18 protein-coding genes, 1 other RNA gene and 1 pseudogene are annotated in these 17,944 nt (G+C 35.8%); 18 read left to right on the forward strand and 2 right to left on the reverse strand.

Features of this window, described 5'->3' with window-relative positions; all coding sequences use genetic code 11:
• From BW946_RS02190 to BW946_RS02205, 4 genes are all read left to right on the forward strand, one after another.
• On the forward strand, nt 1-1,038 hold the full coding sequence (locus tag BW946_RS02190; RefSeq protein ID WP_076594612.1) for a tetratricopeptide repeat protein: 1,038 nt from the start codon (nt 1-3) through the stop codon (nt 1,036-1,038).
• 321 nt (nt 1,039-1,359) lie between these two features.
• Entirely contained in the window at nt 1,360-2,196 is an 837-nt protein-coding gene (locus BW946_RS02195) for a 1,4-dihydroxy-2-naphthoyl-CoA synthase (protein WP_034697698.1), read from the forward strand.
• A gap of 73 nt (nt 2,197-2,269) precedes the next feature.
• Nucleotides 2,270-3,199, forward strand: a complete 930-nt coding sequence (gene menA / locus BW946_RS02200) for a 1,4-dihydroxy-2-naphthoate octaprenyltransferase (protein ID WP_076594825.1) — start codon at nt 2,270-2,272, stop codon at nt 3,197-3,199.
• A 175-nt stretch (nt 3,200-3,374) separates the two neighbouring features.
• Nucleotides 3,375-4,061, forward strand: a complete 687-nt coding sequence (locus tag BW946_RS02205) for a metal-dependent hydrolase (RefSeq protein WP_076594613.1) — start codon at nt 3,375-3,377, stop codon at nt 4,059-4,061.
• 116 nt (nt 4,062-4,177) lie between these two features.
• Here BW946_RS02205 and ffs read toward each other — a convergent pair.
• Nucleotides 4,178-4,275, reverse strand: an RNA gene (gene ffs / locus BW946_RS02210) — signal recognition particle sRNA small type.
• Between the two features lie 131 nt (nt 4,276-4,406).
• Between ffs and BW946_RS02215 the strand changes: the two genes are divergently transcribed.
• From BW946_RS02215 to BW946_RS02280, 13 genes and pseudogenes are all read left to right on the forward strand, one after another.
• The gene (locus BW946_RS02215; RefSeq protein WP_034697710.1) at nt 4,407-5,009 is read left to right on the forward strand and encodes a DUF4199 domain-containing protein; all 603 of its coding nucleotides are present in this window, start codon (nt 4,407-4,409) and stop codon (nt 5,007-5,009) included.
• A gap of 16 nt (nt 5,010-5,025) precedes the next feature.
• The gene (locus BW946_RS02220) at nt 5,026-5,976 is read left to right on the forward strand and encodes a glycosyltransferase family 2 protein (RefSeq protein ID WP_076594614.1); all 951 of its coding nucleotides are present in this window, start codon (nt 5,026-5,028) and stop codon (nt 5,974-5,976) included.
• Between the two features lie 434 nt (nt 5,977-6,410).
• Nucleotides 6,411-7,112 (forward strand): GIN domain-containing protein, encoded by a 702-nt coding sequence (locus BW946_RS02230; protein WP_076594616.1) that lies wholly within the window; start codon nt 6,411-6,413, stop codon nt 7,110-7,112.
• Between the two features lie 234 nt (nt 7,113-7,346).
• Nucleotides 7,347-7,595 (forward strand): annotated as a pseudogene (locus tag BW946_RS02235) (four helix bundle protein); the annotation flags it as partial.
• A gap of 267 nt (nt 7,596-7,862) precedes the next feature.
• Nucleotides 7,863-9,578: a phospho-sugar mutase gene (locus BW946_RS02240; protein WP_076594617.1), complete on the forward strand. Its 1,716-nt coding sequence runs from the start codon at nt 7,863-7,865 to the stop codon at nt 9,576-9,578.
• Between the two features lie 18 nt (nt 9,579-9,596).
• The gene (locus BW946_RS02245; RefSeq protein ID WP_076594618.1) at nt 9,597-10,508 is read left to right on the forward strand and encodes a hypothetical protein; all 912 of its coding nucleotides are present in this window, start codon (nt 9,597-9,599) and stop codon (nt 10,506-10,508) included.
• Between the two features lie 22 nt (nt 10,509-10,530).
• Complete coding sequence (locus BW946_RS02250; protein WP_076594619.1) at nt 10,531-11,784, forward strand: pyridoxal phosphate-dependent aminotransferase; 1,254 nt, start codon at nt 10,531-10,533, stop codon at nt 11,782-11,784.
• A gap of 159 nt (nt 11,785-11,943) precedes the next feature.
• Nucleotides 11,944-12,495 (forward strand): hypothetical protein, encoded by a 552-nt coding sequence (locus BW946_RS02255; RefSeq protein WP_136522319.1) that lies wholly within the window; start codon nt 11,944-11,946, stop codon nt 12,493-12,495.
• 126 nt (nt 12,496-12,621) lie between these two features.
• The gene (locus BW946_RS02260) at nt 12,622-13,608 is read left to right on the forward strand and encodes a phosphatase PAP2 family protein (RefSeq protein WP_076594621.1); all 987 of its coding nucleotides are present in this window, start codon (nt 12,622-12,624) and stop codon (nt 13,606-13,608) included.
• 139 nt (nt 13,609-13,747) lie between these two features.
• On the forward strand, nt 13,748-14,470 hold the full coding sequence (gene kdsB / locus BW946_RS02265) for a 3-deoxy-manno-octulosonate cytidylyltransferase (RefSeq protein WP_076594622.1): 723 nt from the start codon (nt 13,748-13,750) through the stop codon (nt 14,468-14,470).
• Nucleotides 14,471-14,552: 82 nt separating this feature from the next.
• Nucleotides 14,553-15,215, forward strand: coding sequence for a histidine kinase (locus BW946_RS02270; RefSeq protein WP_076594623.1), 663 nt, complete (start codon nt 14,553-14,555; stop codon nt 15,213-15,215).
• 34 nt (nt 15,216-15,249) lie between these two features.
• On the forward strand, nt 15,250-15,825 hold the full coding sequence (locus BW946_RS02275; protein ID WP_076594624.1) for a glutathione peroxidase: 576 nt from the start codon (nt 15,250-15,252) through the stop codon (nt 15,823-15,825).
• Between the two features lie 11 nt (nt 15,826-15,836).
• Complete coding sequence (locus tag BW946_RS02280) at nt 15,837-16,742, forward strand: ADP-ribosylglycohydrolase family protein (RefSeq protein ID WP_076594625.1); 906 nt, start codon at nt 15,837-15,839, stop codon at nt 16,740-16,742.
• Nucleotides 16,743-16,746: 4 nt separating this feature from the next.
• Here BW946_RS02280 and BW946_RS02285 read toward each other — a convergent pair whose 3' ends face one another.
• The gene (locus BW946_RS02285) at nt 16,747-17,403 is read right to left on the reverse strand and encodes an NAD(P)H-binding protein (RefSeq protein ID WP_076594626.1); all 657 of its coding nucleotides are present in this window, start codon (nt 17,401-17,403) and stop codon (nt 16,747-16,749) included.
• A 126-nt stretch (nt 17,404-17,529) separates the two neighbouring features.
• Here BW946_RS02285 and BW946_RS02290 point away from each other — a divergent pair, with 126 nt between their 5' ends.
• Nucleotides 17,530-17,883, forward strand: coding sequence for an MmcQ/YjbR family DNA-binding protein (locus BW946_RS02290; RefSeq protein WP_047433219.1), 354 nt, complete (start codon nt 17,530-17,532; stop codon nt 17,881-17,883).
• The last annotated feature ends 61 nt before the right edge of the window (nt 17,884-17,944 follow it).

Below are 17,944 nucleotides of genomic sequence, written 5' to 3' on the forward strand. Positions count from 1 at the left end.
ATGAAGAAACTAATTTTAGGAATGGCTATCGTGGCGTCTGCTTTTGCTTTTGGGCAGAAAAAAGATGCCAATGCTCTGAATGCTCAGCTTCAGGAAGCTAATAAAGTGGCTATGGACGCATATAATGCAAAAAATTATGCAGCAGCAGCACCTAAGTTTATTGAAGTTTATGACTTATTAAAATCTAGCGGTCAGGACAATAAAATATACATGTATTATGCAGGGCTTAGTCATGCGTTAGCTAATAACACTGATCAGTCTATCAAAATATATACAGACCTTATCAATTCCGGTTTTACAGGAGTAGAAACTACTTATACTGCAAAAGAAAAGAAAAGTGGTCAGGTGGTAAATCTTGATAAAGCTACCTGGGAACTAATGAAAAAGAACCCGGATTATAGTGATTTTAAAACAGAACAGACTAAAAGTATAGAATCTGATTTGTATGAAACTTTGTCTTCATTACTTTTGAATGCAAAAAAACCAACCGAAGCTCTTACTATTATCGAAAAAGGTTTGGTTAAGTTTCCAAACAATGCTAAGCTTAAAGAAGCTCAGACTACAGCATATCTTCAGTCTGGAAATACAGATAAGTTCGTTTCCGGATTAAAAGAGCAGTTGGCTAAAAACCCTAACGATGCTACCAACTGGTATAACCTTGGGGTAATGCAGGCTAAAAACCCGGCTACTGTTAATGATGCTTTGGAAGCATTCAAAAAAGCTATCGAGCTGAAGCCCGATTTCTCTGATGCATATCAGAATTTAGTATATACTACTATTGGTGATGATGCTAAAGTAGTAGGAGAGATCAACGCATTAAGAAAAGACAAGCCAGATGAAGCTTCTAAGCTGATTGATGGAAGAAGAGAAAGATTCGGAAAAGCATTACCATATGCTGAAGGTTGGTATAAAGCAAATCCAAAAAGTCTTGATGCGGTTACTGCGTTAAAAGAAATTTACATTGTAACTAAAAACATGGACAAAGTTAAAGAAATGAAAGCTAAAGAAGCTGAACTTACAGCTGCTGGAGCAAAATAATCATTTTGACAACAACAAATATGAAAACCGGAACAGGAATGTTCCGGTTTTTTTGTTTTTAAAAAAGTGTTGACTGAAGATCTTATCCGGATTGTATATTTCATGCAGGAGCTTTTAGATCTGTTATGATTTTGAATTAGATTCTATAAAAGTAACAGGTTTTAAAAACCTCTTACTTTTCGCCCTGCTATGCAGTTTCTGTCGAAAATTCTTCATGCCGGATTCAGGCATTTAAAATTTCTGTTTTTATAGAGATGAACCTTTAATTTCAACCTGAGAATTTCTCTGTAATTCCGTATCTTTGAGAAAAATTTTTATAAGATGATCGAGTGGAAAACCGCCAAGGAATACGAAGATATTACCTATAAAAAATCTAACGGAGTAGCAAGAATTGCTTTCAACAGACCTGAAGTGCGTAATGCTTTCAGACCTAAAACAACTTCAGAGTTATATGATGCTTTTTATGACGCCTATGAAGATCCTTCAATAGGGGTTGTATTGCTTTCAGGAGAAGGGCCGAGTCCTAAAGACGGAGGATGGGCATTCTGTAGTGGAGGAGATCAGAAAGCCAGAGGACACCAGGGATACGTAGGAGAAGACGGAAGACACCGTTTGAATATCCTTGAAGTTCAGCGCCTGATCCGTTTCATGCCGAAAGTGGTGATCGCAGTGGTTCCGGGATGGGCAGTTGGTGGAGGACACTCACTTCACGTAGTATGCGACCTTACTTTAGCAAGTGAAGAACATGCCATCTTCAAACAGACAGATGCCGATGTTACTAGTTTTGACGGCGGTTACGGTTCTGCTTATCTTGCCAAGATGGTAGGACAGAAAAAAGCCCGTGAGATTTTCTTTTTAGGAAGAAATTATTCCGCTCAGGAAGCTTTCGAAATGGGAATGGTCAATAAAGTAGTTCCTCATGCAGAATTGGAAGACACTGCTTACGAATGGGCGCAGGAAATATTAGCCAAATCCCCAACATCTATCAGAATGCTGAAATTTGCCATGAACCTTACAGACGATGGTATGGTGGGGCAGCAGGTTTTCGCAGGAGAAGCAACCCGTCTTGCTTATATGACAGAAGAAGCTCAGGAAGGAAGAAATGCTTTTCTTGAAAAAAGAAAGCCCAACTTCGGAGAAGATCAATGGATATCTTAAAAATATAATTGATAATTGATGAATGATGATTGATATTATCATTTATCAATTATCGCTTACCAATGATAAAAATATGACGGATTGGATAAAGGCCGCAAGGCTAAGAACTTTACCGCTTTCCTTAAGCGGGATTATTATGGGGTCTTTTATTGCAAAATGGAGACTTTACGGAGAAGGCGGAACCTGGGATTGGAAGATTTTTGCGCTTGCCCTTTTGGTGACGCTTTTATACCAGATTTTATCAAACTATGCCAATGATTACGGTGATGGAGTAAAAGGAACAGATGCCAAAAGAATCAATGAAGCAGAAGCAAGAGCTGTAGCATCAGGGAAAATTACGGCAAAACAGATGAAAAATGCTGTGATTATTTTCGCTGCTTTATCTCTCATTGCTACCATCGCTTTATTGTATGTAGCTTTCATTCCAAACTATATGAATGAATTCTATATCTTCATAGGATTAGGAGTAGCAAGTATCCTTGCAGCCATTGGATATACAGTAGGTAAAAAACCTTATGGTTATCTGGGGTTGGGGGATATCTTTGTGTTTATCTTTTTTGGATTGGTCTCTGTATGCGGAAGCTATTTCTTATTTACGAAAACTTTCAGCTGGGATATCTTGTTACCAGGCACAGCTGTGGGAATGATGAGTATGGCTGTTCTTAACCTGAACAATATGAGAGATATTGAAAGCGACAGATTATCAGGAAAAAACAGCTTCGCATTGAGAATCGGATTCAAAAATGCAATGATCTACGAAATGGTGCTGTTACAGCTTCCATTATTGCTTATTCTTGTATTTTTAGGAATGAATGGATTTATGCAGCAGCAAAACTATTACGTTTTCATCGTCATGATTCTGTTATTTCCACTATCAAAACTAAGAAGAAAGATTCTATCTGTAAAAGAACCGAAAGAACTGGATCAATATTTAAAGCAGGTAGGAATCATGACATTTGTAATGGCGATTCTAACGGCAGCCGGACTTAATTTATTTAACTAATCCAAAGAACATGGGATTAATCTCAACTTAATTGAATATAAATTCCCATCGAAATAATAAATCAAAGAAAACACAGATGGCACGAATGCTTTCACAAATATCACTACTCTCTTTGTGTCGTTTGTGAAATTATTTGAGTCATTTGTGTTTAATAATAATTGAAACTAAATTTAAAATGAAAATACAATTCTTAGGGCAAAATTGTTTCCTGTTCACCTACAAGGACAAAACAATTATGTGCGACCCTTTTTACAACTACAAGAAAGCAGAATCAGGTTTTGATATTGCTGCTCAAAAAATCGACTACATCCTGCTGACCCATGCTCATGGTGATCATATTGCCGATGTAGCAGAGGTGTTGCAGCATTATCCGGAAGCTACCATCATTGGAGTTCCTGAAGTATGCGGTTACTTCCAGCAGGCAAAAAATACAGATGATGTAAACTTAGGAGGATCGGCAAAAATCGACGATCTTAAAATTTCCATGGTTCCGGCCCATCATACAAGTTCTTTCCCGGATGGAAGCTACGGAGGCGTTCCTGTAGGGTATATCTTCAGACTTCCTGAAGGTAAAAACATCTATTTGGCAGGTGATACTGGTGTAATGGCAGATATGGAACTGTTCCCGAGACTATACGGAAACATTAATCTGTCTATTCTTCCCATCGGAAGCCATTATACAATGTGCCCCAGAAAAGCTTCTTTTGCTGCGGCAGAACTATTAAAAACACCGAAAGTAATCGGATGTCATTTTGATACTTTCCCTGCTATTGAAATTAACCATGAAAGTGCATTAAAGCATTTTGCAGATAAAAATGTAGAATTGGTTTTACCAAAATTAGGTGAGACTTTCGAATTTTAATCAATAACTGAACCGGAGGTAATCTGAAAATTAGAAAAATGAAAATGATGCGTAAGGTATTAAAAACAAAAAAAGATAATTATCAAATTACCTCTCTTCTTATTTTAAACCAAAAAAAATGGCAAGCTACCTAAATCACACCGCTACGACCGATTACCTTTGCTGCGTTCCCACCCTGGAGGATTCTCAGGAGCTGGTTGTTTAGGACTTGCCGTTGCAAAGGTAGGAATATTTTATAAACTTCAAAACTTTATTAAAGAAAATTAGTCGAAAAAATGCAGTGGTAAAGCTAAACGCCTGACATTTAGAGGGAAAATTTTTCAACTTTTTTCTAAAAATTTACATATGACGAAAAGTCCATCAACACTAGGAATTATACTTTTTATCGCTACAATGATCGTTTTCTTTGTAGTATATACTTTTTTCTCGGGAATCAATTACTTTGATATCTCTTTGAAAGCCAATGCTTTCGTTTTGCCGCTTTTATATGCCGGAGTTGCTTTCTGGTCTGTAAAATCGTTTTGGAACAACCATAGAGTGGTAAAATTCAAAGAAGCTTTTAAAAGAGCTTTCGTTCCGATGTTCATCGGAGGAATTCTTTCCATCTTCAGTATTTATGCTTTTTTAACTTTTGTAGATCCTGCAGCTAAAAGCCTGTTGAATTATCAATATGTTCAGAGACAAAAATCAGAACTGGATACAGAATACACTTCTGCAAGAAAAATTCTGAAGCATCAGAAGGATATTGATGAACTTGATCAGAAATACAAAGAGAGATTGCAAAGCTTCACTCCTGAGGCGGTTAAAGGAAAAGATATGCTTACCGCAAGTCATTTTTCAGGATATTTTGCAGCAATTCTTATATTTTACGTAGTTTTGTCGGTGTTTTTCGGAGCGTTTTTCAGAACAAGAACGATACATCAGCCCGAAGAAACAAATCAAGCCTAATTTTTATTAAAATTAAATGAATTTATCTATAGTTATTCCGTTACTGAACGAAGAAGACTCTCTGGAAGAGCTTTTTTCAAGAATTGATAAAGTGTGCACAACCAGTAACTTATCTTATGAGATTTGGTTTGTAGACGATGGAAGTACGGATTTGTCGTGGAGTATTATTGAGAATATGAAAGTTCAGTATCCTCAGATCCACGCTATTAAATTTTCCAGAAATTATGGAAAATCACAGGCTCTTCATGCTGCTTTTGAAAGAACAAACGGTGATGTAGTGATTACAATGGATGCCGATTTACAGGATTTTCCTGAAGAAATTCCGGAGCTGTATAATATGGTAATTCATGATAATTATGATATCGTTTCCGGTTGGAAAAAGAAGCGTTTTGATAATGTAATGACGAAAAATATTCCGTCAAAACTATTCAATGCGGCAGCAAGAAAAGTTTCGGGAGTTTATCTTCACGATTTCAACTGTGGTCTGAAAGCTTATAAAAAACAGGTGGTAAAGTCTGTTGATGTGTACGGAGATATGCATCGTTATATTCCGGTACTGGCTGCCAATGCAGGTTTCAGAAGAATTACTGAAAAAGAAGTTCAGCACCAGGCAAGACCTTACGGAACTTCAAAATTCGGAACCGAAAGATTTATCAGAGGATTTCTGGATTTGATAACGCTTTGGTTTGTAAGCCGTTTTGGAGGTAGACCAATGCATTTCTTCGGAGCTGTAGGCACTTTAATGTTTATTGTGGGTTTTCTTTCAGCACTTTGGTTAGGAATTTCTAAACTGATTGATGTAGCAAGAGGAATCTACGGACATTTAATCACCAATAATCCCTGGTTTTATATTGCCTTAACCATGATGATTATGGGAAGCCTTCTGTTTGTCGCAGGATTCTTGGGAGAAATGATTATCAGAACCAACCGTGAGCATAAGAATTATAATATTGATGAAGTGATATAAAACAGAAAGTTATTCATTCAAAACAAAATGAAAATCAATCTGTTAGTATAAATAACCATTCGATGTATGACCATTCCCATCCTTTGGAGGGGTAGCAAAAATTCAAAGAATTTTTGACGGGGTGGTTAGCTGGATAATAATAACTTCAATCCCAATACAAAAAGCACTCTGCAAAAAACAGAGTGCTTTTTGTATTTTTGAACTTATCAGATTAAAAAGTAAAAGAAAAAGAGAATCAGAAACAGACTTTTTCTCAAAAGCCAGAAAATTGAAAATTATCAGGTATTTTATTGTCAAAAGACAAAGATTTTTAGAAATTTTAATCCTATTTTTGTTCAAAGTAATATTGAAAGTCCTGTGAGAGCAATGAAAAAACTTTTCAGAGATTTTCAGTAAAGATCGTTACGATTGTAATGTAATATTTAAAAGTAAATATGAAAAAAGTTTTATACACATTGATGCTGGTGGCAGTGGTTTCCTGCGGGAAAGTTTCTCCAAAAGGAAATATTGAAAAGAAAGATGTGGATGTTTCGGAGTTCGTCAACCTTGATCTGGAAGGAAAATTCCGTGTATTTTATGCCAAAGGTCCAAAGAATTTTGTAGAAATAGAAACCTATCCGAATGTGGCAGGGAATCTTGATGTAGATGTAAAAGACAAAACACTTTTCATTAAAGAAAAAAGAGCTACAAAAGGAGTGGATTTTTATAACGTGACAATTTATTCCAAATATAATCTGGAAAAAGTAGCGGTTTCCGACTCTGTTGAAGTGAATATTTCAAGTGAGATCAAAACAGACAATTTCAGGCTTACTATGAAAAACAATGCAAGTTTCATGGGATCTGTAAACACCAGAAGAGCAGAATTGGAAATGCACAACAGAAGTCGCGCCAACTTTCTGGGATTGTCTAAAGATGCTGTTATAAAGATTTCAGATACAGCAAGTTTAATTGCTCCTTACTGGAAAATTACCAATCTGAATATTGATTCTAAAAACGGAAATTATGCAGAAGTCAATGTAAAAGATTCGTTAAAAGGACATATTCAGAATACTGCAAAATTTATCTATTACAACGACCCGATCAGGGCTTTTAAGATTGATAAGACGACGAAGGTTGAGAATAAGAAATTAGAGTAATTTGGGCTGGAAGTGGGAAGCTGGAAGCTGGGAGTAATGTTGGTTTTTCATACTTCTTGTTTTCAAGATTGAAAATTTTCTTCCAAATTTGAAAAATAAAAAATAGAAAAAATAAAACAAAGCCGGAATTTTGAAGCCGGGTAGGATATAACTTCCAGCCTCCCGCTTCCAACTTCCCGCTTAAAAAAGAATATGAGTTTTAAATTTGAAAAGTTAGTAATTTGGCAAAAATCTATGGATTTTGGAGAGTCTATTTTTAAATTGTCTCAAAAGTTTCCAAAAGATGAAATGTTTAATTTAACTTCACAAATAAGACGAGCTTGCGATTCGATTGCACTGAATATTTCTGAGTGATGTATTTTGCAGTCAAAATTAGAATTTAAAAAATTTTTGGGATATTCAATCCGATCTTTGGCAGAAACAGTAACCTGTTTATATAAAGCTAAAAATAGAGAATATATCATAGAAGAAGAATTTAATAAACTATATTCTGAAAGCTATAATCTGGTTCATAAGATTATAGCTTTTAGGAATCAGATAAAAGAATAGATTTGTCTGGAAGAAAGAAGCTGGAAGCTGGGAGTAATGTTGGTTTTTCATACTTCTTGTTTTCAAGATTGAAAATTTTCTTCCAAATTTGAAAAATAAAAAATAGAAAAAATAAAACAAAGCCGGAATTTTGAAGCCGGGCAGAATATAACTTCCAGCCTCCCGCTTCCCACTTCCAGCTTAAAAAACTTAGACATAAATATGAATACACTAGAAAAAGCAAAACTTTGGTTAAGTGATACCTTCGATAAAGAAACGAGAGATGCCGTACAGGCTTTGATCAACAGCAATTCCCCTGATCTGGAAGATTCTTTCTACAGAGAACTGGAATTCGGTACAGGAGGTATGCGTGGGATAATGGGAGTAGGAACCAACCGCTTGAATAAATATACATTGGGACAAGCTACTCAGGGATTGGCTAATTATATGCTTCAGCAGTTCAAAGGAGAAGAGATTAAAGTGGCTATCGCTTATGATGTTCGTAATAACTCAAAAGAATTCGGAAAACTGGTAGCAGATGTTTTGACAGCTAACGGAATTAAAGTACTGCTTTTCAAAGATCACAGACCGACTCCGGAATTGTCTTTCACTGTTCGTGATAAAAAATGTAACGGAGGAATCGTGTTAACAGCTTCTCACAACCCGCCGGAATACAACGGTTACAAAGTATACTGGAATGACGGGGCGCAGATTGTTCCGCCTAATGATGAAGCCATTATCAATGAAGTATATTCCGTAAAATTTGAAGAAATTAAATTCAACGGAAATGATGATCTTATCGAGTGGATCGGAGAGGAGCAGGATGACGTGTATATTGATGCATGTATTGAAAACTCTACCTATCAGAATGTTGGAAAAGAAAACTTAAATATTGTTTTCACATCCATCCACGGAACAACGTATACCACTGTTCCTAAAGCTCTTGAAAAAGCAGGGTTCAAAAAGGTAGATCTTGTAAGAGAACAGATGATCCCGAGCGGGAATTTCCCTACCGTAGATTCTCCAAACCCGGAAGAGCCTGCAGCATTGGAAATGGCCATGGATCTGGCAAGAATCACCAATGCAGATATCGTGATCGGAACAGATCCGGATGGGGACAGATTAGGAATTGCAGTAAGAAATCTTGATGGCGAAATGCAGCTGTTGAATGGAAATCAAACCAATACCATTCTGACCTATTATATTCTGAACGAATGGAGAAAACAGGGAAGAATTACCGGAAAAGAGTTTATCGGTTCTACGATTGTAACTTCGGATATCTTCTTTGACATAGCCCAGAAATTCGGAGTAGAATGTAAAGTCGGTCTTACCGGATTCAAATGGATTGGAAAAATGATCCGTGAAGCAGAAGGAACACAGAAATTTGTATGTGGTGGTGAGGAAAGTTTCGGATTCATGACCGGAGATTTTGTTCGTGATAAAGACTCTTGCGGAAGTATTCTTTTAGCCTGCGAAATTGCTGCATGGTGCAAAGCCAACGGAAAAACGATGTATCAGTACATGATTGAGATCTATGAGGATCTTGGAATGTATTATGAAGGATTGATCAATATCGTAAGAAAAGGAAAAGAAGGAGCTGAAGAAATTCAGAATATGATGAAAAATTTCCGTGAAAATCCTCCAAAGGAACTGGCTGGCTCATTAGTAGAAGAAGTGAAAGACTTTAAAGAACAGACAAGTCTTACCATTTCTACGAATGAGAAAAAAGTAATGAATGATATTCCGAAGTCTAACGTTTTGATCTATTACACACAGGATGGAACAAAAGTATGCGTAAGACCTTCAGGAACAGAACCAAAAATTAAGTTTTATGTTTCAGTGAAGGATTCCATTACTTCAGAAGCTGATTTCAGAGACAAATTAAAATCATTGGAAGCTAAAATAGGAGCCGTTAAAACAGATTTGAAACTGGATTAATTTCCCCGAAAACAGCAAATGATCAAAAAAATAATAGCAGTTTGCGTACTTTCTGCAGCTGTAGTTTCCTGTAAAAAGGAAACTGCAGTTTCAGAGACAAAACTTGAAAATGATTCGATTGCTACTACAGAAACCAAAGAAGATCAGTACAAACCGATAGATACAGCATGTTCTCCAGCTCATAAAACGGAGGATTATATCACATCACTTCAATGGTACCGTACAAAAATCGAAAAAGGAATGGCTGGAAACAGTCCGGAGCAGAATGACAAGGTATACGAAGATTATTTAAAAATAAGAGGAAAGTATACAGAATGTCTGATGAACCTGCATACTGATATTTTAGATAAATATGTGAATTATTATAACTATGATAAGGATCAGTACAACCTTCCGGATAATGTTAAAAAAATAGCCTCAGAACTGAAGAAAGCAGGCCTTGAGTTCCGGGAAGTAGGAGAAGGAATGACTGAAATCTGGACCATTCCGGGATATTATTCATCCTTGTTTAAGAATAAAGTAACTCCGGATTATGAAGCCTATATTTTACAGACTGATAAAGAAAGTGAATCCAATTATGCCGCTGATGCTGGATTAATAATTACCTGGGAACAGCTGGGAAACAGGCTGATGTTCTGGGAAAACTTTATGAACAAATATCCTAAGAGCAATCTTATAAAAGTTGTCAAACAGGATTATAAAATATATTTGTCTGATTATCTTTTGGGAATGGATAACACACCAACCTTTGAAAGAGACATGGACAAAGGAACCGGAAAATTAAACGATGAAAACAGAGCGGAATTCAACAGGATAATCAAAAAATATCCGAATTCCAATACGGCAAAAAAAGCAAAAGAAGCAATAACCCTTTTTGATGCACAAATGCCGGTAGATGACATATATGAGAGGATCAATGGAGAACGATAATATAAATTTAAAATAAGAAAAAGTGAAAGTTTCAAAATTAGCAGCGAACCTGATCGGTTCTGAAATTGTAAAAATTGGTAACGAAGTAAATGATCTAAAAGCAAAAGGAGCAGAAATTGCCAATCTTACTATTGGTGATCTGAATTCTAATATCTATCCTATTCCGGCATTGCTGAAGGAAGAGATTCAGAAAGCATATCAGAATAATCTGACGAATTATCCGCCTGCAAACGGACTTTTATCTTTAAGAAAAGAAGTTTCCAAAGACCTTAAAAAAAGATGGGATCTTGATTACTCTCCAGATGATATTCTGATTACCGCAGGATCAAGACCTTTGATCTATGCCGTTTACAAAACAATCGTAGACGCAGGAGATAAAGTAGTTTATCCTACACCATCATGGAACAACAATCACTATGCTTATCTTACTTCAGCCAACGCTGTAGAAGTGAAAACAAAACCTGAAACTAACTTTCTTCCAACGGCAGATGATTTAAGACCGCATTTGGATGGAGCAGTATTATTGGCACTTTGTTCACCATTGAATCCTACGGGAACCATGTTTACAAGAGAACAACTTTCAGAAATCTGTGAATTGGTGATCGCTGAAAACAAAAAAAGAGGTGCAGACGAAAAACCGTTATACTTGATGTATGACCAGATTTATTCTTGCCTTACTTTCGGTGCTGAACATGTAGATCCGGTTTCTCTTTTCCCTGAAATGAAAGATTACACCATCTATATCGACGGTATTTCAAAATGCCTTGCAGCAACCGGAGTGCGTGTAGGATGGGGATTCGGACCTTCTCATATTCTTGATAAAATGAAAGCGCTTCTTACGCATGTTGGAGCATGGGCACCAAAACCAGAGCAGGAAGCAACCGCTAAATTCTATGAAAATTCAGAGAACGTAGATACTTTTGTTGATGATTTTAAAGCGAAACTTGAAGAAAGTTTAAAAGTTCTTCACAACGGAGTTCAGCATTTAAAAGGAAAAGGGCTTGCTGTAGACAGTATTGAACCAATGGGGGCGCTTTATCTTACTATTAAATTAGACTATATCGGAAAAACAAAACCAGATGGAGCAGTCATTGAAAACTCTTCAGATCTGGTATTCTACTTGATTAATGAAGCAGGAGTGGCTTTAGTACCATTCTCAGCCTTCGGAGAAGAAAAATCTGAACCTTGGTTCCGTGCTTCTGTAGGAGGATTGGCTGTAGATGAGATCAAAGTAATGCTTCCAAAACTGGAAAGTGCTTTGAACAAATTAAAGTAATCTTTACTTAGAATATAAATGTTTCGGCTCTGTCCGGCATGACATCGTTAAAATAAACCAATAGTATTGACTGTGTCACGCTGAGCGGAGTCGAAGCGTTTTTACATACCTTATACAGCCATGAAACTTCCGCGAAAATCTTTTCTTAAAACAAAATATGTGTTTTTTTCAACGTTGGCAATCATCATAGTAGTGATTCTCAGCGTTTGGTTTTCAGGAAAAGCAGATCATCGTTCACTATTTCAGAATTCAATCTTGTCAACTTCTGTTTTGGCTGGGGCATTTTTCCTGTTTATCAGTATAGGACTCTATTCTGGGTTAAAATTAAAAGATAATGTAGGAAATATTTTAAACCAGGAAAGAATACAAAGATATGCAGATAAAATGCCAAAATTTGATGGTTTTGAGTTTGATCCACCAGCAATTGGTGATGGAATAGGAGGTGTTATTTTATCAATTCTTTTATGGATTGTAATTTCAATTCTACTTATTTTTCTTTCCTATTTTTTCGGTCTTTTCTTTTGGTCTGCTGTATTATTATTAGGAGCTATTCTGTATTGGATTTTTTTCAGAGCTTTGAGATTGGTTTTCAAAAACTCCGGAAAATGTAAGGGGGATTTGCTAAAAAGTTTCGGATTCGGATTTTTTTATTCTTTTCTCTATATCTCCTGGATGTATGGAATTATTTTTCTGATCAAATATTTGAATTGAAGTTACATTTACTTCTCAAAAAATTAAATAAATATTAAAAGTTAAATAATTACTTTTTCTACACCCAGTTAGGAATTATCTTTGAGGTTTTTACACACCTGAATATAATAAGTCGAAAATTATACGATGAAAAAACTGAGATTTCTATTCTTGCCAGTTTCAATACTGGTATGCTCACAAGAGGTTGATACTCTGAAGGTACAAGAACCTGCTAAGGAAGTTAAGCTTCCAAAAGTACAAACTTATACTTTAAAAGACGGATCTGTCCGAACGTATCCGAAACCTAAACTTCTGGACTTTGTAACCAAATTACCCAGAAACTTTATCAATACCAATAAAGATTTTGTAGCAAAAGATCACGCTTACTATCTGGGAGGAGCTGTTGCATCGACTTTGATTCTCATACCATTTGACCAGAAACTGATTGACAATTCAAGAGAACTGGCAGAAAGATGGGGAATGGATAAGGATAACAATTATCACAAACTGGGAGGTGTTTTTAAAATTCCTAAAGACATTGGATCTACCCTGTACCTGATAGGAAATGGTTCTACATTAGTATTGTTAGGAATTGGTTTCGGAACCTATGGACTGATAAAAGATGATTACAGAGCCCAGGCTACCGCCAGTGGTTTAATGGAAAGCTTAATTCTTTCAGGAGTTTTTACCCAAACCCTTAAAAGAATTACCGGAAGAGAAAGCCCTTTTATTGCTGAAGAATATGGCCATAAAGGAGGGGCGTGGAATCCGTTTCCAAGCTTTTCGGCATTCAGCAAAAATACTTCGAATTATGATGCAATGCCATCAGGGCATTTAACCACCTTTATGGCTGGGATTACAGTAATTGCAGATAATTATCCGGATGCAAAATGGATAAAACCGGTAGGATATACCTTAGCCGGAGCGTTATGCTTTCAAATGATGCAGAGTAAGGTTCACTGGGCTTCAGACTACCCTCTGGCTTTATTAATGGGATATTTTATAGGAAAAACCATCTCAAAAAGCAGATACACATCATCAGAAGGAACAATCGGAAAAACAAAGTATAATCTCAACTTTATAGCATCCCGCCAATGGGAATACAATATGGTAGGTGTAAAACTCTCTTTTTAAACTGCTGAAATCTCTGTTTTTTTGAGTAAATAAGATACTTTTCACTACATTTGATCTCAGGATAAAAGGATTTTCGGATTTTTATAATTACCGGAATGAAACCTGCTGATTTTAAAAGAATTACTTAATATCGTATTGAATGAAAATAATCGCTGTTATCCCTGCCCGTTACGAAGCAAGCCGTTTTCCGGGGAAATTAATGCAGATTTTAGGAGAAAAAACAGTTATTACCACTACCTATCAGAATGTAGTGGAAACCGGACTGTTTGATGAAGTGTTTGTCGCCACAGACTCAGAAATTATTTTTGATGAAATTGTAAAAAACAACGGAAAAGCCGTGATGACAGGGCAGCACGAGACGGGAAGCGACCGTATTGCTGAAGCAGTACAGACTATAGACTGTGACATCGTGATCAATGTTCAGGGAGATGAACCTTTCCTTAAGCTCGAACCTTTACAGCAGCTGATTGAAGTTTTCAGAAATGACAACCAACAGGAAATATCTTTAGCTTCTTTAAAAATACAACTGCATGAAAAAGAAGAAATTGAAAACCCGAATAATGTAAAAGTGATTACTGATAATAATGATTTCGCTTTATATTTTAGCCGCTCCGTAATTCCTTTCCACAGAGAGATTTCTTATGATGTAAGCTATTTCAAGCATATTGGAGTATATGCGTTCAGAAAAGAAGCTTTATTACAGTTTTCAAAGCTGGCTATGAAACCATTGGAAATTTCCGAAAAGATTGAATGCATCCGCTATCTTGAATATGGAATGAAAATCAAAATGATAGAAACCAATTTCGTAGGAGTTGGTATTGATACTCCGGAAGATCTTGAAAAAGCACGGAAACTGATCTGAAATTAGCAAATTGACCTTTATCATTTTGCCTTTTTGCAATTTTACATAAATCCCCCTATATTTGAATTTATAAATAAAATTAATGAAGAAGTTACTATTAGTATTTGGACTGATATTTTCGCATGTGATATTCGGACAGACCGCAAAGGAAATTATTGATAAGAACATTGAATTATCCGGAGGATTAACCAATTGGAAATTGTTAAACTCAGTATTGCTTCAGGGAAAAGTAATATTGGGAATCAAAGATGAATATCCGATCAGAATTTTCCAGCAACGTCCAAACCTTACTAAGACATTGATTACTACAGGCGGAAAAGAAACCGCAATTGAAGGTTTTGACGGTACGAAAGGGTATGCCATGAATTATGCAGCCAACAAGCTTCAGGAGTATCCTGAATATGTACCGGAAAGCTTTGATAATGACTTCATTGATTGGGAAAACAAAGGGTTTGATGCCAGATATCTCGGAAAAGAAAAAGTAGGAGAGATCTACTGCCATAAGGTAGAGCTTACCAAAAATGTGAATAAGAATATGTATTATTTTGATACAAAAACTTATATGCTGATCAAAGAAGTGAAAAAAGATGAAACGCTGATCTATTCTGATTTTAAAAAAGTTGGAAACATAATCATGCCTTTCAGAATTGAATCTTCAAGTGCTAAAAAAGACGGAGATTATGTGATGTTATTAAACAGAGTAGACATCAATAAAGTATTCCCCGCTAATATTTTTAAGTTTTAACTCAACTGCAGTTCTCTGCACAAAATTATAAGAAATGAAAAAGATTTTTTTAATGCTGCTTTCTTTCATGGCATTCCTGCAAAGCTGCAACAACCAAAAAAGTGAAATTTCTAAAGCTAAAACCACAGAACTTATGGGAAAAACAATATATGACTTCAAAGTAGAAGGTCTTGATGGCAAAGAAATCAATTTTGAAGATTTCAAAGGGAAGAAAATCCTGATTGTCAATACGGCTTCAGAATGTGGATTTACCCCACAGTATGCAGATCTTGAAAAGGTATATGAACAATATAAAGATAAATTGGTAGTGATAGGATTTCCTGCTAATAATTTCGGTGGACAGGAACCTGGAACCAACACCGAAATTGGGGCTTTTTGTCAGAAAAATTATGGAGTAACATTCCCAATGGCCGCTAAAGTTTCTGTAAAAGGAGATGATACCGCACCCATCTTTAAATATCTTACTGAAAAGGAGTTGAACGGAGTAAAAAATACAAGCATCCTTTGGAACTTCACCAAATTCCTGGTGGACGAAAACGGAAAACTGATTGATTCTTTTGTAAGCACTACAAAGCCTACTGACGAGGCTATTACAAAGTATCTGAAATAATAAATTACTATATGGATTTTCCGGATCGGTTTGAAGCTTGCATTGTTAGCGGAGCAATTGGAGATGCGTGGGGAAGCAGCTATGAAAATGAAGTTGAAACCGATGATTCACAGATTTATTATTTAGGAAAAAAGAATATAAAGAAAAGAGTTTGGAGTATTACGGATGATACGCAAATGACTTTGGCAACTTGTGAAGTTTTGTCTGAAGGTAATTTTACTCCTGAAAATCTTATCAATAAATTTGTAGAATATTACAGAAGCCGTAAATTAACAGGAATTGGCGCTTCTACACTTAAGGCAATTTTAGATACAGAAGCCGGTATTCATTGGAGTCTGGCTGGTAGAATTGGAGAGTTTGCCGCAGGAAACGGAGGAGCGATGAGAATTGCTCCTTTTGCTTTTTTCTCAGATATTACAAGGCAAAATATTCACGATGCTTGTAAGGTAACACACAGAAATGATGAAGCCTTTTCTGGAGCTTTGGCTGTTTTCCTTTCTATAAAAGCAATCCTCAATTCTGATTGGAATGGAAAAAATAATCTTTTTGATATTATTATTCCAGAAATTCCTGATACCAATGTAAGAGATAGATTAATTGAAATTAATTCAACAGGAAATAATTCTTCAATTTCAGAAATATCAAAATTTGGCAATAATGGCTATGTTGTTAATTCAGTTCCTTTTGCTATTTACTGCTCAACCAAAATTATTGATTTAGGTCTGGAAGAAATGTTGAAACAAATTATCAGTTCGGGAGGAGATACAGATACCAATGCTTCAATTGCCGGACAAATTGCGGGAGCATTGATCGGAACTGAAAATATTCCCCATGAATTAATTTTGAAACTTAAAAAACTACCGGATTATAAATGGATCAAGCCAATTATTGATGTAACAAAACAGAAAATAAGTTAAAGAATTATCCATTACTTTTCTCTGCAAAACAGAAAATATTCCCCAGTTTGATACTGGAATAGCCATTGCTTTTTATTTTTGAAGAATTGATCATGGCCTTTGCCAGAATATCCGTCGGCAGTGGTTTTTGACTTTCTAATAACCCCAGTTTATTAGCAAATTTGATAATACGGCTTCCCAAAACTTCCCCGGTTCTTTCAGAGTCTTTTCGTTCAAGCATTCCAGGTTTAAAAATAGTGATCTTATTAAAATGTAACTGTTTTACAGCTTCTTCCAGTTCACCTTTCATTTTGGAATAAAAAATCTTAGACTGTGGATTCGCACCATAAGCCGATACCAGAATATAATCTTCCACTTCATTATCTTTCGCTGCTTTCGCAAATTGATATTGGTAGTCAAAATCTACTTTCTTCTGGGCCTCTTTGCTTCCGGCATCCTTTAAAGTGGTTCCCAGGCACGAAAATGCCACGTCTCCCTTCACCATCTCTTTCCACTCCTCTGGTTTTTCAAAATTTACCACATGAACTTTTAGCTTATCATTTTGAATATCAACAGGCTTTCTGACAAAAATATCCACTTCATCAAATTCTTTATCATTCAATAACTGATTGACAAGATCTTTTCCTGTGGCACCTGTAGCACCTATTACCAGAGCTTTCATAATAATTGTGGTTTTGTGAGATTATTTCTTTCTTAAATTTACTAAATTTGAATCAAAGATTAAAGAATTATCTCAGATATGATTTAATCATTACCCATTACTGATCACTCATTATTTATATTTGATATGGATGCCAACGAAATTTTAGATTACTGTCTTGCCAAAAAAGGAGTTACGGAAAGTTTTCCGTTTGATAATGAAACTCTTGTGATGAAAGTAGACACCAAAATGTTTTTACTGATGGGACTTGAGAGACAACCGTTGGCTATTAATGTAAAAACAGATCCTGAATGGAGCGCAGAGCTTAGAGAGCAATATCCTCAGATTACAGGTGCCTATCACATGAATAAAACCCACTGGAATTCTGTAACTGTAGATGGATTGAAAAGAGATCTGATCTTTAAACTCATTGATCAATCCTATGATCTGGTTTTTAAATCCCTGACTAAAAAAGCTCAGAATGAAGTAAATTCTTTATAGCAAATAAAATAAATTGAGGTACGGAATTTGTTATCTATTACCGGTGAAATAATATACTTAA

This window comes from Chryseobacterium sp. RU33C (assembly GCF_900156015.1).
Taxonomy (GTDB): Bacteria; Bacteroidota; Bacteroidia; order Flavobacteriales; family Weeksellaceae; genus Chryseobacterium; species Chryseobacterium candidae.

Excerpts from the sequence above, each read along its gene's own strand:
- BW946_RS02195 (WP_034697698.1), top strand. The coding sequence starts at position 1,360 with ATGATCGAGTGGAAAACCGCCAAGGAATACGAAGATATTACCTATAAA.
- BW946_RS02240 (WP_076594617.1), top strand. The coding sequence starts at position 7,863 with ATGAATACACTAGAAAAAGCAAAACTTTGGTTAAGTGATACCTTCGAT.
- kdsB (WP_076594622.1), top strand. The coding sequence starts at position 13,748 with ATGAAAATAATCGCTGTTATCCCTGCCCGTTACGAAGCAAGCCGTTTT.
- BW946_RS02230 (WP_076594616.1), top strand. The coding sequence starts at position 6,411 with ATGAAAAAAGTTTTATACACATTGATGCTGGTGGCAGTGGTTTCCTGC.
- BW946_RS02245 (WP_076594618.1), top strand. The coding sequence starts at position 9,597 with ATGATCAAAAAAATAATAGCAGTTTGCGTACTTTCTGCAGCTGTAGTT.
- BW946_RS02275 (WP_076594624.1), top strand. The coding sequence starts at position 15,250 with ATGAAAAAGATTTTTTTAATGCTGCTTTCTTTCATGGCATTCCTGCAA.
- BW946_RS02190 (WP_076594612.1), top strand. The coding sequence starts at position 1 with ATGAAGAAACTAATTTTAGGAATGGCTATCGTGGCGTCTGCTTTTGCT.
- menA (WP_076594825.1), top strand. The coding sequence starts at position 2,270 with ATGACGGATTGGATAAAGGCCGCAAGGCTAAGAACTTTACCGCTTTCC.
- BW946_RS02285 (WP_076594626.1), bottom strand. The coding sequence starts at position 17,403 with ATGAAAGCTCTGGTAATAGGTGCTACAGGTGCCACAGGAAAAGATCTT.
- BW946_RS02290 (WP_047433219.1), top strand. The coding sequence starts at position 17,530 with ATGGATGCCAACGAAATTTTAGATTACTGTCTTGCCAAAAAAGGAGTT.
- BW946_RS02220 (WP_076594614.1), top strand. The coding sequence starts at position 5,026 with ATGAATTTATCTATAGTTATTCCGTTACTGAACGAAGAAGACTCTCTG.
- BW946_RS02260 (WP_076594621.1), top strand. The coding sequence starts at position 12,622 with ATGAAAAAACTGAGATTTCTATTCTTGCCAGTTTCAATACTGGTATGC.
- BW946_RS02270 (WP_076594623.1), top strand. The coding sequence starts at position 14,553 with ATGAAGAAGTTACTATTAGTATTTGGACTGATATTTTCGCATGTGATA.
- BW946_RS02205 (WP_076594613.1), top strand. The coding sequence starts at position 3,375 with ATGAAAATACAATTCTTAGGGCAAAATTGTTTCCTGTTCACCTACAAG.
- BW946_RS02280 (WP_076594625.1), top strand. The coding sequence starts at position 15,837 with ATGGATTTTCCGGATCGGTTTGAAGCTTGCATTGTTAGCGGAGCAATT.
- BW946_RS02215 (WP_034697710.1), top strand. The coding sequence starts at position 4,407 with ATGACGAAAAGTCCATCAACACTAGGAATTATACTTTTTATCGCTACA.